Below are 14,015 nucleotides of genomic sequence, written 5' to 3'. Positions count from 1 at the left end.
GATGACCACCAAAACCTTAGCCTCACCGGGACACGCCATGCGTTCTACTCCAACCCGCCCGGCCAAACGCCGGGACTTGTCGGGACTGTCTTTGTGCATCAGTCCAGCCTTGATGCTGATTGTCTGGGAGCTGTGCACACGCTCGGGCTGGGTCAGCCCGCAGTTGCTGCCTGCGCCCTCGTCCATTTTGATGCGTGTGCTGGAACTGGCTGGCCAGGCCGACTTCTGGCAGAACCTGGGCATCACCGTCTACCGCCTGCTAAGCGGCTTGCTGATTGCCTGTGTGGCCGGTGTCGCCCTGGCGCTGATGGCACAACTGACACGCTGGAGCTCGTTTCTGCTGGATGCCCTGATCCGCCTGCTGGCCCCTATCCCCAAGATCGCCCTTTACCCGGCACTGATCCTGATCATGGGGTTTGAAAGCGCATCGAAAATTGCGCTGGTAGTTTCAGACGCCATTTTCCCTGTGCTGATGGCCAGTTGGGTAGCGGCGCAAACCGTGGACCGCAAGCTGATCTGGTCAGCGCGTGCCGCAGGAACCTCCCGCAGTGCCTGCCTATGGAAAATCATTCTGCCTGCCATCAGCCCGACCGTGCTGGCCGGTGTCCGGGTGGCCGGCGTGATTGCCTGCGTAGTGGTCTTTCTGGCCGAGATGATTGCCTCCACCGATGGTCTGGGCCATATGCTGACCGCCGCCGCACGCAGCTACCGCACGCTGGACATGTTTGTACCTTTGGTCTGGATCTGTGTACTGGGCTTCGCACTGAACCTGACAATTGCCACTTTGCAACGCAAAGTGGATCATGCAAACTAAGTTCCACTCACCGTAAAACCACCACCTGCCCGGTCTGCTTGCAGCGATGACCGGGCTTTCGCAGGCTACCTCCATCACTCTGGACGAGTAGCCTGCTTTTTTCTGCCTCAAGGAAGCCGCTTCACTATGGCCAGCCGTACTCTGACTGACGCCTATACCGGGCACGATACGTTTATCCCCTATCTGCTCAACCGCAGTACTTCGGCCTTAAATGCTGACTTTCAAACCTTGCTGCGCAGCCATGATCTGACCCTGCTGCATTGGCGCGTGCTGGCTTTTCTGAACGAATCCGATGGTCTGGGCGTCAGCACCTTGGCGCACTATACCGACGTGGATCAAACTACCTTGTCGCGCGCCCTGGTGGTGATGGAAAACGCGGGCCACCTGTCCCGCCAGCCCGATCCTCTGGACCAGCGCCGTGTGCTGATTCATTTGCATGAACAAGGTCGGCAACACTTTCTGCGCGTCCTGCCCGCCGCACTGGATATTCATCACCGCGCCATTCAGGGTTTTTCGGCTGAGGAACTGGCCCAGCTACGGCAATTTTTGAACCGTATTCGCGCCAATATCAATGGGGATGGGCGCTAAGCGTCACACCCTGCGCCTTTTCTGCAAAGCGTCCACGTGGCCGCTTTCATACGCCGACCAGCCCAAAACCGGAGCCTCTTGCCCCTGAGCGTCCATGCTTGAAATGGACACCCAAAGGCAATGAGCCTTTATTTACATCAGGAAAGGCCATAAAATGATAATGATTAACATTTAGTAGCGCAGCCTCCTGCCTGAAATGTCTTCCCAGGCGAACTTGGCTCTCTTACGGAAACAAGCTCTCGTGACTCTCTCCCCTACCCGTGCTGGACGTCGCCAGCTCTTGCTAGCTGCCGCGGCCAGCCCTTTGCTATTTGGCGTACCGCGCCTGCTTCGCGCTCAAGACGGCCCCCTGAAAATCGCCTTGCTGACATCCTTGTCCGGCCCCTTCGCCTCCTTGGGCGAAAGCATGCGCGCCGGTCTGGAGTTGATGCTGCAACAATGCAATGACGAAATGGGTGGGCGCAAGGTGCAGTTGCTGGTCGAGGACGACCACGGCAAGCCGGACGAAGCCATCCGTAAAGTACGCAAGCTGATCGAGCGCGACAAGATCGACATTTTGGGCGGCGTCATCAGCGCCAATATCGCGCTGGCCATTCGTGACATCGTCCACGATGCGCAACTGCCTACCTTCATTTCCAACGCCGCTGCCAATGGTCTGGCCCGTGAAGCCGCCAGCCCCTACGTGTTCCGCCCCACCAAAACCAGTTGGATGCTGGGCCACACTGGCGCTTTGTGGACCTTCGAGCACATCGAAAAATCCGGTGGTATCACGCTGGGTTCAGACTACACCGCTGGCCGCGAATACATTGAAGACTTCGCCAATACTTATCAGGAACAAGGCGGCACGCTGGGGGAGCGCATCTGGACGCCCTTGGGTACACCCGACTTTGCGCCCATCCTGATGAATCTGGCCGCCAGCAACCCCAAGTTTGTCTACACCTTCCTGGCCGGTGCCGACGCTGTGCGTTTCCACCAGCAAATGCAGGATTACCAACTGCACGGCAAGATCCAGATCGTGGGTCCCGGCGCCCTGTTCGACCAAGAAGACGTGATTACCGCTGTAGGCGAGGCGGCCTTGGGCGGGGTCAGTACCTTCCACCAGTCGCCCGGCGCTCCCGCCGCACAGGACTTTGTGGCCGCGTACCAGGCCAGTCGTGGCCGCTTGCCCGGCGAGGCCAGCACCTCCGGTTATGTAACCGGCCAGGTCATCAAGGCCGGTCTGGATGCGGTCAAGGGGGATCTGTCCAACAAGGCCGCCTTCAAGCAAGCCCTGCTGGACAAGCCCATCAACACCGCCTTTGGCCCCATGGCTTTTGACCCGCGCAACAACCAGTCCATTCTGGACATTTACGTCAACCAGGTAGAAAAAGACGTGCAAGGTCGCCCCTTTAACACCGTGGTCCACACTTACCAACGTATCCAGGACCCCGGCCCGCGTTCTTGAGCTCCACCTTGTCTTACTTCCTGCTTCAGATCCTCAATGCCCTGTCCTTCTCAGCCCTGCTGATGTTGGCGGGGCTGGGGCTGTCTTTAGTGCTCAGCCTGATGAACTTCATCAACCTGACACACGGCTCTTTTTTCCTGCTGGGCGGCTATATCAGCGTCCAGTGGCTGGCATCCGGCGCACCCTGGTGGCTGGCCTTTCCCGCCGCTTTTGCACTGTGCGGGCTGATGGGCCTGTTGCTGGACCGCTTCCCCTTTCGCCAGTTCTACCAGCGCACCCACTTGATGCAGGTGCTGCTGACCTACGGCCTGTCCGTCATTCTGGCGGATTTGATGCGCTGGGGCTTCAGCGCCGACACGCTCTCGCCCATGCTGCCGCAAGTGCTGCGTGGCGGGGTGTGGATCATGGGCCTGCCCTTCCCCACCTATCGTCTGTTCCTGATCGTCACCGGCCTGACGCTGGCTTTGTTGTTCTGGTTTCTGCTGGATCGCACCCTGTGGGGTGCGGCCATTCGCGCTTGCGTGCAGGACGCCCAGATTGTCGAAACCCTGGGCTTGAACTCGCGTCGCCTGTTTGCCATCGGCATGGCGCTGGCCGCGGGCCTGGCCGGTTTGGGTGGAGCCTTGGGCGCAGGCATGCTGTCGGTCTACCCCGGCCTGGATGAAGAAATCCTCTTGCTGGCCTTGCTGGTGGTGGTCATTGGCGGCTTGAACTCGGTACGCGGCACCTTGCTGTGCGCACTGATTCTGGGTTTCGTCACCACCTTTGCCCGCGTCTGGGTCCCGGCCTTTGCCAATGCCGCTACCCTGGCCGTCATGCTGGGCCTTCTGCTTTGCTGGCCCAATGGCTTGAGCAAATCCGCTACGCGTCAGGTTTAAATGAACAAGCTCAACACCTGCCTGCTGCGCACAGGACTTTGGCCCGCTCTGGCCTGTTTGGCCTTGCTGAGCAGCTATTTCTGGGGCGACCCGTTTCTGTGGCGCTTTGGCACCGAAGCCCTGCTGATCGGCTGCGCCGTCCTTAGCATCAACCTCTTGATTGGTTACGGCGGTCTGGTGTCCCTGGGCCACGGTGCGGTCTTTGGCTTTGCCGCCTATGCCACCGCTGTCAGCAGCCAGTATTGGGGCGCTTCCCTGCCGCTGATGCTGCTGGTGGGCATTGTGGCAGGCACCCTGCTGTCCGTTTTGATGGCGCTGATCAGCCTGCGCAGTTCCGAGCTGTTTTTCATGGTAGCCACGCTGGTTGCCGGTCAGTTGATCTGGGAAGTGGCATTTCGCTGGCGGGATGTTACCGGCGGTGCCGATGGCCTGCGTGGCTTTCCGCGTCTGAGCCTGGGGGACTTACCCTTAAGCGCCCCCTACACCCTGATGATTCTGGCTCTGGCGCTGGCGGTCATCTGCTGGTTGCTGCTGCGTTCTTTCAGCCGCGCCCCAATCGGGCTGGCCTTGACCGGCCTGCGCGACCAGCCCTTGCGCATGGCCGCCTTGGGTTATCAGGCATGGCGCATTCGCCTCTACACCTTCATGATTGCAGGTGCAGTAGCGGGTGCGGCTGGCGGCCTGTATCCCTTTGCAAACCAGTACGTCAGCCCGCAGCAAGTGCATTGGAGCTTCTCGGCCACGCTCATCATCATGGGGGTGATCGGTGGCATACGCACCTGGCGCGGGGCGTTCATCGGCGCTACGTTTTATCTGTTTGCCCAGACCTACCTCAGCTCCTACACGGATCGTTGGCAGTTACTGGTCGGTTTGATCTTTGTGCTGACGGTTCTGTTCATGCCTGATGGTCTGGCAGAACGACGCAAGAGGTCTGCATGAGCGTTTTATTAAGCACGCGCGAACTGGCCTTGCATGTAGGCGGTCTGGATATCCTGACGGACGTCAGCCTGGAACTGCATGCGGGCGAAACCCTGGGGCTGATTGGCCCCAATGGCGCAGGTAAAACCACGCTGTTCAATATCATCAGTGGTCTGACCACGCCATCCAACGGCCAGGTTTTGCTGGAAGGCAAGGACCTGCGCAGTCTGGGGCCCATTGAGCGCGCCAGGCAAGGGATGGTGCGCAGCTTTCAGACCAGCCGCATTTTCCCCGAACTGAGCCTGCTGCAAAATCTGGCTCTGGCCGTGCGTATCAAAAAAGAATGCGGCTATCACTGGTGGGGCCGCCAATCTGCCCGCAGCGCCAGTCAACAGGCGGCCGAAGCATTGCTGGAACACAGCGCCCTGGCCGGCCGTGGCCATTTGCTGGCCCGTTCCCTGTCCTATGGCGAGCAACGCATTCTGGATTTGCTGATTGCCTTGGCGCAGCAACCCCGAGTCCTCTTGCTGGACGAGCCAACGGCTGGCCTGTCCGAATCCGAATCCCGTGAAGTCATGGCGCTGGTCCATGCCATGCGCGGCCAATGCGCCGTGCTGCTGATCAGCCACGACATCGATATTGTTTTCCAGGAATGTGACCGGATCGCCGTGCTGTCGTCCGGCTCCTTGCTGACCTGCGACACCCCGGACGCTGTGCGCCAGCACGCCGGTGCGCGTCAGGCCTACCTGGGTGAACTGGCTTTGGAGACAGCATGAGCACGGCATTGAACATCTCGGGCCTGCATGCACGCTACGATCGGGCCGACATTCTGCAAGAGATTTCACTGGCTATTCCCGGCGGCCAAAGCGTGGCCCTGCTGGGCCGCAACGGTGCCGGAAAAACCAGCCTGCTGCACTGCCTGTTCAATATGGGCCCACAGTGGAGTGGGCAAATCCATGTACACGGTCAAAACATTGCAGGTTTGCCCACCCACAAAATCGCCCTTCTAGGCATGGCCCTGGTGCCTCAAGGCCGGGGCCGCTTCCCTACACTGACCGTACAGGAGAGCCTGCGTCTGGCCGGGCTGGCCCGTCGTCCACGCTCGGATGATCGCTGGACACTGAACAGCATTTATGAAGCCATGCCGCGCCTGTACGAACGCCGTCAGTCCTCCTGCTCTGCCTTAAGTGGAGGCGAACGACAAATGCTGGCGCTGGCCCGTGCGCTACTGACGCAGTCCTCCATTATTGTTCTGGACGAGCCCAGCGAAGGCCTGGCCCCCATGACCATTCAGGACACCTTGCTGCCACAGTTGCAAACGCTGAACAAGCAAGGCATTACCGTGCTGATTGCCGAACAGAATTTAAGCCTGGCCCTGCAATTGGCGGATCGCGCCTTGTTACTGGGTAGTGGCCAGTTGGTTTACGACGGCCCAGCCGAACAGTTGCGCCAGGACGCAGTCCTGTTGCAACGCCATTTGGGGCTTTGACATGCTGGCTGTGTACAGCTTGTCGCTTCCCCTGCCTGTGGGTATGGAATCCTGGTTACGGAACCAGATTCCGGACAGCACCCTGGCGGTGATCGCCCGCCGCAAGCGCCAGTCGGATCAACATTTAAGCCTGCTGGCCCACGGTGCACTGCGCCATTTTTTGGCGCCCTTGCTGGCTTGTACACCTCGCGCCGTTCCCATCACCCACCTGAAACATGGCAAGCCTGTGCTGGATCTGGACGACACCGACCTGCACTTTAGCCTGTCGCATAGCGGCGAACGCGTGCTGCTTGGCATAGCCGACCGAACCATAGGTGTGGATATAGAAGCCATACACCGGCCCGTCAAACCGGGGCTGGTCGAACATTGCAGTGTGCCGTCCGAGCGTTCCTGGCTAAAGAGCGATCTGGACTTCTACGCGCTTTGGTGTGGTAAAGAGGCCGCCCTGAAACAGGCAGGCACGGGTTTTCATATTCAGCCTCAAGAATTATCCTTGGACGGTCACCCAGATCACGGATGCACCGTACAATCCCCTCACTCCATCTTGCAAGATTTGGTGGTACGCAGTCACCGACCAGCGGCAAACTATGCCGCCGCGGTCTGTCTGAACACTTCCTTTGCTCCCTGGACAGTCAGTTTTCTGGACAGTATTCAACTGCCTGACGCTAAGCTGACTGAGCACGAGTAAATCTGACAAGCTTACTTATTTATGTAATAGTTCTCATTACCATGATGACATCTATTCCTGTTGAACAAATATGGCCTGACGCCTTTGCCCAGCGATATCGCAATGCCGGATACTGGCAAGGCGAAACGTTTGGTGCCATGCTACGCACACGCGCGCAAAACCACCCGGAACGGGAAGCGATTGTTGGCAGCGTCCAACGCTGGACCTATGGCGCACTGGACCAGTACGCCAGCCAAATCGCAGCGGGACTGCTGCAAGCCGGTTTGCGCAAGGGTGACCGGGTTCTGGTGCATCTGCCCAACATCCCTGAATTTGTCAGCGTAATCTTCGGTCTGTTCCGTGCTGGTCTCCTGCCCGTGTATGCCCTGCCAGCGCATCGCATTACCGAAGTCGAACATTTTGCCAATACCGCCCAGGCACGCGCCTATATCGGTGTAGATACGCATGCCGGTTTTGACTATCTGCCTTTGGTACGCGAGCTGCGTGAACGCTGCCCGCATGTGGAGCAGGTCTACATTGTGGGCGATGCACAGGAATTCACCTCGCTCGCCCAGTTGCAAAGCAGCTCCGCCGACGCAGACGTGCCCGTATCAGCAGCCCAGCCTTCCGACGTGGCTTTTCTGCAAATTTCAGGTGGCAGCACAGGCCTGTCCAAGCTGATTCCCCGCACGCACGACGACTACATCTACACCTTGCGCGAGAGCGCCAAGATTGCCGGTCTGGACGAGAACAGCGTGTTTCTGGGCGCTTTGCCTATTGCCCACAACTTCCCCATGAGTTCACCTGGTTTTCTGGGTGCGCTGTACGCCGGTGCCAAAGTGGTGCTAAGCCCTGCCCCCAGCCCGGACGTTTGCTTTGAGCTGATCGAGCGCGAAGGCGTAACCGACACTAGTCTGGTTCCCCCGCTGCTGATGCTGTGGATGGATGCAGCCACCAAAACCAATGTCAATCTGGAGTCGCTGAAAGTGATCCAGGTGGGCGGTGCCAAACTGAACGCCGAAGCGGCCAAGCGCGTGCGACCCACTCTGGGCGTCACCTTGCAGCAAGTGTTCGGCATGGCCGAAGGCCTGGTGAACTACACCCGCCTGGACGACCCCGAGGACACCATCATCAACACCCAGGGCCGCCCTATCAGCCCGGACGATGAAATCCTGATCGTGGACGACAACGGCAATCCGGTGGCCCCTGGCGAAACCGGCTATCTGCTGACACGTGGCCCCTACACAATCCGCGCCTATCACAACAACCCGTCAGCCAATGCCCGCTCCTTTACCGAGGACGGCTTTTACCGCACCGGCGATGTGGTACGCATGACGCCCGAAGGCTACCTGATGGTTCAGGGCCGTGCCACTGACCACATCAACCGCGCTGGCGAAAAAATCTCCGCCGAGGAAATTGAAGATCATCTGCTGGCCCACCCGCAGGTCTTTGATGCTGCCGTGGTGTCGGTGCCTGACGAGTTCCTGGGCGAGCGCAGTTGCGCCTTCATCATCCCCAAGGATGACAAGCCTCGCGCGATTGAACTGAAGAAATGGATACGCAGCCGTGGTCTGGCCGACTTCAAGGTACCGGATCAAATCGTGTTTGTAGACCGTTTCATGGAAACCGCGGCCTTGAAGATCAGCCGCAAGGAACTGCGCGCCCAACTGCGCGAGCAATTAGAAAACACAACGCAAGAATCGTCATGAGTACTCCCCTTTCCCTGGAACGCATGCGGCAAGACATTGCCGCCATGCTGCATGAAGACCCGCAGGACATCCTGGACGACGACAACCTGATCGATCTGGGCCTGGATTCCATGCGCGTCATGACCCTGGCCACTCGCTGGCGCGAAGCCGGCGCTCCTATCGAGTTTTCCGAAATGGCCTCGGTCGTTACCTTGGGCCAATGGTGGTCGCTGATCGAGCGTGCCCAACAAAACGGCCGCTGATTTTCTTACTGCAACACGCTTATGTTTAGCTCCCCTTCCGAACGGCCATTGCGCCCCCTGACCGAAGCACAAGAAGGTCTGTGGTACGCCCAGCGTTTGGACCCGCTTAACCCGATTTTCAATACCGGGCATTGCACCCATATCCACTCGGCGCTGGACACTGCGCTGTTTGCACAAGCCATCAATCTGACGCTGACCGAGGCCGATGCCTTGACCTTGCGCATGGTGGACACGCCCGACGGCCCGGCCCAGTACCTGCGCCCGCAAGAGCCAATTCAACTGGAAATTGTGGACCTGTCCGCGCATGCAGACGGGGCCGAACAAGCACAGACCCAATTGATGGCCGACCTGCGCACACCGCTGGACCCGACCGTTGCGCCACTGGCACGGCACATCCTGTTTGTGCTGGGGCCCAAGCACCATCTCTGGTATCAGCGTATCCATCACCTGGCCGCTGACGGCTATGGCATGGCGCTGATCGAAACGCGAGTGGTCAAGCTCTACAAGGCCCTGCTCAGTGGCTGTGAAGATCATGGACATGAGTTGGAATCGTTCTCCCTTTTGCAGGATGACGATCAACGCTATCGGGATAGCGAGCGCCGCAGCAAAGACAGACAGTTCTGGCTGGACACCTTAAGCGATGCAGAACCCGCCCAAAGCCTGAGCGAATCCCAGGCTTTGAGCGACCATCATTTCCTGCTGGCACGCAGCGCCGTCAAGCCCGAACTGACAGCCAGCCTGCAAGCATTGGCACAAAGCAGTGATATCAGTTGGCCTGATATTCTGACGGGCCTGACCGCCGCCTATGTGCGCCGTCACACCCGCCAGGACGAATGCACGGTAGGCGTGCCCTGGATGGGCCGTCTGGGCCATATCAGCGCCCGTATCGTCTCCACCGTGATGAATGTGGCTCCGCTGCGCTTGCATATCGACGAATCCCAGCCTTTGAATCAGTACCTGATTCAGGTTTCCAAGGCTCTGCGTCAGGCGCGTCGTCATGGTCGCTACCGCAGTGAGCAACTGCGCCGGGATCTGGGTTTGCTGGGCGGCATGCGTCGTCTGCACGGGCCCATCATCAACGTGCTGCCTTTCGATGCGCCCTACGAACAAGCGGGCCTGACCGCCAGCCAGACCGTACTGTGCGCTGGCCCCGTGGAAGACTTGAACTTCACCTTCCGCGCTCAGCCCGATGCCGGTGGCCTGCGCTTGGAAGTGGAAGCCAACCCGCGTCTGTACACCGAAGAGCAGATTCAAACCCATCTGATCCGTCTGGAGCAGTTCCTGCTGCGTGCTTTGCAGGCTGAAACCCTGTCTGCCGTGCCGACCTTGACGGATGCCGAACACCACCACTGGATTGAGACCGTCAACCAGACCGCTCACCCGGTTCCTGAAACAACGCTGTGGGCACTGATCCACGCCCAGTTACAGGCTCACCCGGAACAAAGTGGCCTGGAGTTTGAAGGCAAGAAGCTCAGCTACGCCCAGATCAACGAACAAACCGCCAATCTGGCCGCGCAATTGCGCCTGGCCGGTGTGCAGACCGGGGACATCGTCGCCGTCGCCCTGCCTCGTTCGCTGGAGCTGGTGCTGTCCTTGCTGGCCATTCACCGTGCTGGTGCTGCCTACTTGCCGCTGGATCTGGACCAGCCTGCCGATCGCCTGAACACCATCTTGCAGGCCGCTCAACCGCGCCTGCTGGTCGGCCAGCCCGATTGCACGCTGAACGCCACCCTGCTGGTTCCTCAGCCTGAACAAGCTTGCAGTGCAAAAGCCTGGACCGCCGCAGGCCCGCACGATCCCTCTTACCTGATCTACACCTCCGGCTCTACCGGCACCCCCAAAGGCGTGCTGATCAACCACGACGCCATCGTCAACCGTTTGGTGTGGATGCAAACCCATTACGGCATGGGTGCCGGTGATCGCATCTTGCAAAAAACCCCGGCCACCTTTGACGTGTCGGTGTGGGAGTTCTTCCTGCCCTTCCTGTCAGGGGCAACCCTGGTCGTAGCCCCGCCACAAGCCCACCGCGACCCGGCGCATATTGCCCGCCTGATGCGCGAACAAAGCATCACCGTGCTGCACTTTGTACCCTCCATGCTCAGCGCCTTCCTGGATGAGCCTGCCGCTCGTGGACTGGCTCCGCGTCTGGTGTTTTGCAGTGGTGAAGAACTGTCGGCCGCTACCCGCGACCGCTTCCACTCCCTGCTGAACGCCGAGCTACACAATCTGTACGGCCCTACCGAAGCCGCCGTGGACGTGTCCTACTGGCCTGCTTCGCGCGACGACAAATCCCAGCCTGTGCCTATCGGTTTCCCCGTATGGAACACCGCCCTGTACATTCTGGACGAGCAGTTGCAACCCGTACCGCCCGGTGTGGCCGGTCATCTGTACCTGGCTGGCCGTCAGCTGGCGCAAGGCTACTGGGGCCGCCCAGACCTGACTGAAGAACGCTTTGTGCCCGATCCTTATGCCCTGCATGGCGACCGCATGTACGCCACGGGCGATGTGGCCCGCTGGCGTGACGATGGCGCGGTTATTTTCCTGGGCCGCTCCGATCACCAGATCAAGCTGCGTGGCCAGCGTATCGAGCTGGGGGAGATTGAAGCCTTGCTGGCGCGCCACCCCGATGTGGCTCACGTCGCTGTTATTGCCCGTGAGGATGTGCCCGGTCAAATGGCGATTGTGGCTTACTGGGTACCGCAAGCAGACAGCCAGTGCACGGACAACACACTGGCCGCGTATATTGGCGAGCACTTGCCGTCCTACATGGTGCCCAGCGCCTGGATCAGCCTGGATGCCTTGCCGGTGACGGCCAACGGCAAGCTGGATCGCAAGGCCCTGCCCGTCCCTGCCTTGCAGGCACGTTCGGCTGGCTTGCCGCTGGAAGGGGCCACTCAACACCAAATCGCCGCCGCTTTCTCCACCGTGCTGGAAAGCAGCGACGCGTTTTACGCTGACGACGACTTCTTCGCCCTGGGCGGACATTCACTGCTGGCCGCCAAACTGGCTTTGATACTGCGTGAAACACGCGGTCAGGCCGTGTCGATTGGCACTATTTTTGAATACCCCACTATTGCCCGTCTGGCCAAACACCTGGATCAGGCTGGCGGTAAGACAGCCGATGGTTTTGGTCCCATCATCACCTTGCGTCCGGGGCTGAGCGATCAGCCTGCGCTGTTCGTGATTCACCCGGCCGGTGGCTTGTCCTGGTGCTATGGCGCGCTGGCGCGTCACCTGCCGCCTGGCCGTGCTGTCTATGGTTTGCAAGCCAGCGTGTTGTCTGACGCCTCGCTGGGTCTGGATGGCAGCCTGGACGCTATGGCCAAGGTGTATGTGGATCGTATCGAGCAGGTGCAGCCGCACGGCCCCTATCATCTGGCAGGCTGGTCCGTAGGCGGCATTATTGCTCAGGCCATGGCCGTAGAGCTGCGTCATCGCGGTCAACGGGTAGGCATGTTGTCCTTGCTGGACGCCTACCCCAGCGACGCCTGGCGTAACGAACCGGCTCCCGAGCCCAACGCCATCTACAAGGCCCTGCTGCATATTGCGGGCCATGATCCGGACAGCTTGCCCGACGTTTCCCTGACCCGTCAGGGTGTGGTGGATTTCCTCAAGCGCAGTGGTCACCCACTGGCCGAGTTGCCCGACACACGTCTGGACAGCGTATTCCAGGTGGTGGAGAACAATAACCGTCTGGTGCGTCTGTATGAGCATCACGCCTATGACGGCCCCATGCTGTACTTCCGTGCGGCGCTGGATCACGCCGGTACACAATTGCATCCCGATTTGTGGAAGCCCTATACAGGGCAACTGGATGTGCACGACATTGCCTCCTTGCACGCGCATTTGACCGGTACTGAAGCGGTGGCCATCATGGCCCCGCTGATGGACTCGGCCATGGCTTTTGCCGAACAGGCACAAGCCCAACCTGAACTCGATGTATAAGCCATGTCTGTAAGACGTTTCTTTCTGGATATCTCGCCACTGATCGAAAGTCGGGCATTTCGCTTTGCCTACTTTGCTCGGGCCGCCACGGTGCTGGTCACCGGCATGTTGATGGTGGCTGCCAGCGTGCAGCTTTATGAGCTGACCAAATCCAGTGTGGCCGTTGCCTTTCTGAACGTGTCCATGGCCACCCCTATGGTGCTGGCACTGATTGCCGGCGGTGTCCTGTCGGACCGCATGGACAGGCGCAGCCTGATGGTCTGGTCACGCAGTGTCTATATCATCAGCGTGGTGCTGTTCCTGCTCAATACGCTGCTGCCCAACCCGCAGGTCTGGTTGATCTATGTGGCCGCTGCCATTGGTGGTGCGGCGGGCGGGATCAGTGTACCGGCTATGATGTCGGCCACCCCGGCCCTGGTCGGCCGTGACAAGCTGGCCGCGGCGGCCGCCCTGTCCGGTCTGGCCATGCAACTGGGCGGCATTATCGGCCCCGCACTGGCTGGCGTGTTGATCTCCGGTCCTGGCCTGATTTTCTGCTACGTGATCGTGCTGTGCGGTGTCATCGTCACCCCTTTGCTCTTGCGTGCTCTGCCACCCTTGCCTCCGCAAGCGGGCAAGCAGCCCCAGAAAAACGCCTTCCAATCCCTGCGCGATGGCCTGGGCTTTGTAGCCAGCCACCCCTTGCTGCGCGCCTTGTTGCTGATTGATCTGGCTGCCCTGATTCTGGCCACGCCTTTGGCCCTGATGCCCGAGTGGGGCGACACCATTCTGAAAATGGGTGCCACCGCCACCGGCTATCTCTACGCCGCTCCGGCCGTCGGTGCCACGCTGGCCGCCCTGTCCAGCGGCTGGTGCCGCCAAGTGTCCCGCCCCGGTGCCGCCATTGTGCTTGCCGTGCTGATCTGGGGCCTGGCGGTTGCGGCCCTGTCCCTGCAAACCACGCTGTGGTGGGCGTTGATCTGCCTGGCCATCATGGGCGCTGCCGATACCATCTCCAAAATCATGCGTATGGCGCTGGTTCAGCACCACACCCCCGATTACCTGTTGGGCCGTGTCTCCAGCCTGTGGATGACGCAATATTCCCTGGGCCAGGCCCTGGGCAATATGCAAATGGGTTATCTGTCCCGTTTGCTGGGCCCAGCGGTCGCCGTGGCCGTCGGCGGTTTGGCCTGTGCTGCTGTCGCCTGTGGTTTCGGCGTGCTCAACCAAGGCCTGCGCTCGGCCAGCAAACAGGATAGCCCACCCAATGCCTGACATCTCAATTCTGTTCTACCCAAACCTGCTACACGCCTGTAGAAAGACCTCCTACATGGACCGTCTT

Annotated in this window: 12 protein-coding genes; all 12 read left to right on the top strand. The window is 60.0% G+C overall.

Annotated elements, in window-relative coordinates; translation table 11 throughout:
• Position 1: 1 nt before the first annotated feature.
• The 12 genes from ACDI13_RS11745 (at position 2) to entS (ending at position 13,948) form a co-directional block, all read left to right on the top strand.
• Complete coding sequence (locus ACDI13_RS11745; RefSeq protein ID WP_372372463.1) at positions 2-814, top strand: ABC transporter permease; 813 nt, start codon at positions 2-4, stop codon at positions 812-814.
• Between the two features lie 126 nt (positions 815-940).
• Positions 941-1,402 carry a MarR family transcriptional regulator gene (locus tag ACDI13_RS11740; protein ID WP_316991165.1) on the top strand — a complete coding sequence of 154 codons (462 nt, stop codon included), beginning with the start codon at positions 941-943 and terminating at the stop codon, positions 1,400-1,402.
• Between the two features lie 241 nt (positions 1,403-1,643).
• A complete protein-coding gene (locus ACDI13_RS11735) occupies positions 1,644-2,846 on the top strand; it encodes an ABC transporter substrate-binding protein (protein WP_316991166.1) in 1,203 nt (400 codons plus the stop codon).
• The gene (locus ACDI13_RS11730) at positions 2,843-3,724 is read left to right on the top strand and encodes a branched-chain amino acid ABC transporter permease (protein WP_021447074.1); all 882 of its coding nucleotides are present in this window, start codon (positions 2,843-2,845) and stop codon (positions 3,722-3,724) included. Before ACDI13_RS11735 ends, ACDI13_RS11730 begins: the two co-directional genes overlap by 4 nt.
• Positions 3,725-4,663, top strand: coding sequence for a branched-chain amino acid ABC transporter permease (locus tag ACDI13_RS11725; RefSeq protein ID WP_316991167.1), 939 nt, complete (start codon positions 3,725-3,727; stop codon positions 4,661-4,663). It abuts the gene before it with no gap.
• Positions 4,660-5,418, top strand: a complete 759-nt coding sequence (locus ACDI13_RS11720; RefSeq protein ID WP_316991168.1) for an ABC transporter ATP-binding protein — start codon at positions 4,660-4,662, stop codon at positions 5,416-5,418. Before ACDI13_RS11725 ends, ACDI13_RS11720 begins: the two co-directional genes overlap by 4 nt.
• The gene (locus ACDI13_RS11715) at positions 5,415-6,131 is read left to right on the top strand and encodes an ABC transporter ATP-binding protein (RefSeq protein ID WP_316991169.1); all 717 of its coding nucleotides are present in this window, start codon (positions 5,415-5,417) and stop codon (positions 6,129-6,131) included. The genes ACDI13_RS11720 and ACDI13_RS11715 overlap by 4 nt, the downstream gene beginning before the upstream one ends.
• Before the next feature lies 1 nt (position 6,132).
• Positions 6,133-6,819, top strand: a complete 687-nt coding sequence (locus ACDI13_RS11710) for a 4'-phosphopantetheinyl transferase superfamily protein (RefSeq protein ID WP_316991170.1) — start codon at positions 6,133-6,135, stop codon at positions 6,817-6,819.
• 41 nt (positions 6,820-6,860) lie between these two features.
• On the top strand, positions 6,861-8,507 hold the full coding sequence (locus tag ACDI13_RS11705) for a (2,3-dihydroxybenzoyl)adenylate synthase (protein WP_316991171.1): 1,647 nt from the start codon (positions 6,861-6,863) through the stop codon (positions 8,505-8,507).
• The gene (locus ACDI13_RS11700; protein WP_316991172.1) at positions 8,504-8,749 is read left to right on the top strand and encodes a phosphopantetheine-binding protein; all 246 of its coding nucleotides are present in this window, start codon (positions 8,504-8,506) and stop codon (positions 8,747-8,749) included. Before ACDI13_RS11705 ends, ACDI13_RS11700 begins: the two co-directional genes overlap by 4 nt.
• A 21-nt stretch (positions 8,750-8,770) precedes the next feature.
• Positions 8,771-12,694, top strand: a complete 3,924-nt coding sequence (locus ACDI13_RS11695) for an amino acid adenylation domain-containing protein (protein ID WP_316991173.1) — start codon at positions 8,771-8,773, stop codon at positions 12,692-12,694.
• Positions 12,695-12,697: 3 nt separating this feature from the next.
• Positions 12,698-13,948, top strand: a complete 1,251-nt coding sequence (gene entS / locus ACDI13_RS11690; protein WP_316991174.1) for an enterobactin transporter EntS — start codon at positions 12,698-12,700, stop codon at positions 13,946-13,948.
• The last annotated feature ends 67 nt before the right edge of the window (positions 13,949-14,015 follow it).

The organism is Alcaligenes faecalis, assembly GCF_041521385.1.
GTDB classification, from domain to species: Bacteria; Pseudomonadota; Gammaproteobacteria; order Burkholderiales; family Burkholderiaceae_B; genus Alcaligenes; species Alcaligenes faecalis_E.
The sequence above is the reverse complement of the archived record's forward strand: the minus strand, read 5'-3'. Positions and strand labels throughout refer to the sequence as shown.